Source organism: Mycobacterium sp. UM_Kg27 (assembly GCF_000972905.1).
GTDB lineage: Bacteria > Actinomycetota > Actinomycetes > Mycobacteriales > Mycobacteriaceae > Mycobacterium.
Genome location: NZ_JRMM01000233.1, coordinates 1 through 3,047, shown reverse-complemented (window position 1 = coordinate 3,047; position 3,047 = coordinate 1). Strand labels below are relative to the sequence as shown.

General features: G+C 70.5%; 2 protein-coding genes and 1 pseudogene. 1 reads left to right on the top strand and 2 read right to left on the bottom strand.

All coding sequences use genetic code 11. From position 1 onward, the window contains the following. A pseudogene (locus tag LI94_RS20735) lies at positions 1-873 on the bottom strand (hypothetical protein); the annotation flags it as partial. Between the two features lie 62 nt (positions 874-935). Further along, positions 936-1,700, bottom strand: a complete 765-nt coding sequence (locus LI94_RS20730; protein WP_206430413.1) for an NUDIX hydrolase — start codon at positions 1,698-1,700, stop codon at positions 936-938. 104 nt (positions 1,701-1,804) lie between these two features. Here LI94_RS20730 and LI94_RS20725 point away from each other — a divergent pair. Further along, positions 1,805-3,047, top strand: a 1,243-nt coding sequence (locus LI94_RS20725; protein WP_046302409.1) for a CCA tRNA nucleotidyltransferase, incomplete at its 3' end; no start/stop codon positions are given.

Genomic DNA, 3,047 nt, shown 5'->3' with positions numbered 1-3,047 from the left:
ATGTGTATAAGAGACAGAGGTAGCACTCTCGGGGGAGTCGGCGACGACGTAACCGTTGGTCATCGCGTTGACGGTGACCACCAGGTCGGGGTCGACGGCCAGGCACAGCGCCTGGTTGACCACCCCGTCGGCGTCGACTGCGGGGCTGGTGGCGAACTCGGCGGCCGACAGCAGCGCATCGAGGCGCCCGCCCGGGGCCAGCGATGTCGCCAGGTCGTCATCGGTGAGCCGAACCGGCAGGGTGCCGCCGGGTGCGCCGGGTGTCAGCCGGGGCCGATCGGCCAGCGGCCAGAACATAGTGAGTCGCACCGGTTGGGAGATGTCGGGTGCGACGGTGCCGGTCGACAGGTCGGCGTCCGGATCGGGTTTGGGCAGGCCGGTCACCGGCAGCAGGAACCGGGCGTCGTCCAGCCGGGTCGGCTCGCCGTAGTCGGGCGTGCCATTGACGTTGACCAGCACCGGATAGATGCCGGGGTGCTCAATGTTCAAGGCCGGCTGGCTCGCTGAGCGCAGAGGTGCCGCCAGCGTGAAGCGGGCTTCCTGCCCGCGTTGCAGCTCGGCGGCCACCGTGGCGAACGCGCCGACCGCGCGGTACTGGTCATTGGCGCCGCTGAGGTTGGTGCGCAGCCCGGCAGAGGAGGCGACCGCGCCGGCCTGCTCGAGGCGCACCATCACATCGCGCACCGGGCGGTCGCCCACATTGCTCACCGTGCCGGCGACGGTGACGAGCGGGACGCTGGAGGTGGTGACGACTTCCGGGGTGACGCGGTCGATGCGGATCTGTACGAACGGCGCCACATCGGGCTCCCCGGCGGGGGCATGCGGGGCGGCGCCGCCCAGTGCCGTGCCGAGAGTGATCAGGAGGGCGGTCACCACCGCCGGTAGGGCCGCCAACCGCCTCGGCGAGGGGCCCCCACCGCTTCGTCGCGTGCGGGTCACGGGTCCAGCCTGCGACCGTTCTTCGGGTCCGGCGAGTCCTCGCCCGCGCGAGTACGGCGGGCGCGAGAATGCGTCTGCTCGCGTCGCCAGGGTGCGGTCACCGGCAGGGGCGGCAGGGCGGCCGGGCCGTCGGCCTGCAACCGGTCGATCAACTCGTCGGCGACCTGCGCCAACCGGCGCTCGTCCGCGTACGCCAGGCGGGACGGCAGTTCCCGGATCGGCACCCACGCCACCTCGGCGACCTCGACGTCGTCGTCGCACAGCTCTCCACTGGAGAACCGCATCAGATAGTGGTGCACGGTCTTGTGCACCCGGCGACCGTCGGTCACGAACCAGTAGTCGATGCTGCCCAGCGCAGCCAGCACGCTGCCCTGCACGCCGGTTTCTTCGGCGACCTCGCGGATTGCGGTCTGCTCGGCGGTCTCGCCGACTTCGATATGCCCTTTGGGCAGTGACCACAGCATCCGGCCCCGCCGGTCGACCCGGCCGATCAGCGCCGCGACCTGCTCTTCGCGCGGGCCGTCGATGCCATCGACGACCAGCCCGCCGGCGGAGGTCTCGTGCACGGTGCGCAACCGGTCCGGCCCGTGCCGCGCGGTGCGGGGCCGGCGCTGGGCCGCACGACTCGGCGTCGCGCTCGGGCCGGGGCTGGCTTCGGTGGCCGGGGATTCGGCGTGGTTGATTTTCGGACCAGACGTGCGTCGACCACGACGCCGCCTGCGGCGCCGTCCCGAATTGGCTTCACCGCCGTCGGCCGACACCCATGCGATAGTAGCTGGCACGGTCGGGCGGATCTGCCTCCCTCGCCGGTGGCCCGCTTCGCCCGGCTTCGCCGTCCTCGCGACCACCGCTAAGCTCATCGAACGTGCCTGAAGCCCATGAAGACGCCGACCTGCTGACCACGGCGGCCGTCGCGCTGAACCGGCACGCCGAGTTGCTGCGCAGCCTCGGCGCGATGTTCGCCGAAGCCGGCCAGCAGATCTACCTGGTCGGCGGATCGGTCCGCGACGCGCTGTTGGGCCGGCCGAGCCCGGACCTGGACTTCACCACCGACGCGCGCCCCGAGCAGGTGCAGCGCATTCTGCGCGGACGCACCGAAGCGATATGGGACACCGGCATCGAGTTCGGCACGGTGGGCGCAACGCTGGCCGGGCAACGCGTGGAGATCACCACCTTCCGGGCCGACAAGTATGACAAGGTGTCCCGCAATCCCGAAGTGCGCTTTGGGGATTCGCTCGACGAGGATCTGGTGCGCCGAGACTTCACCGCCAACGCGATGGCGGTGCGCATCACCGCATCCGGGCCGGGGGAGTTCCTCGACCCGCTCGGCGGCCTGGCGGCGTTGCGGGCGGGTGTTCTCGACACACCGACCGCGCCGCAGAACTCCTTTGGTGACGACCCGCTGCGGATGTTGCGTGCCGCCCGGTTCGTGTCCCAGCTCGGCTTCACGGTGGCGCCGCGGGTGCGCGCCGCGATCGAGGACATGGCGCCAGAGCTCGCGCGCATCACCGCTGAACGGGTGGCCGCCGAATTGGACAAGCTGCTGGTGGGCGCCGACCCGGTGGCCGGCCTGGATCTGATGGTGGCCACCGGGATGGGCGATGTGGTGTTGCCCGAGGTGGGCGGCATGCGGATGGCGATCGACGAGCACCACCAGCACAAGGATGTCTACCAGCATTCGCTGACCGTGCTGCGTCAGGCGATCGACCTGGAGGATGACGGCCCCGACCTGGTCCTGCGGTGGGCGGCCTTGCTGCACGACATCGGCAAGCCGGCGACCCGCCGGCACGAAACTGACGGAGGCGTCAGTTTCCACCACCACGAGGTGGTGGGCGCGAAGATGGCCCGGAAACGGATGCGCGCGCTGCGCTACTCCAAGCAGATGATCGACGACGTGTCGCAGCTGGTCTACCTGCACCTGCGGTTCCACGGTTACGGAGACGGCAAGTGGACCGACTCGGCGGTGCGGCGCTACGTCACCGACGCCGGACCGCTGCTGGCGCGGCTGCACAAGCTGGTCCGGGCGGACTGCACTACTCGCAACAAGCGGCGCGCTGCGCGCCTGCAGGCCAGCTACGACCAGCTCGAAGCTGTCTCTTATACACATC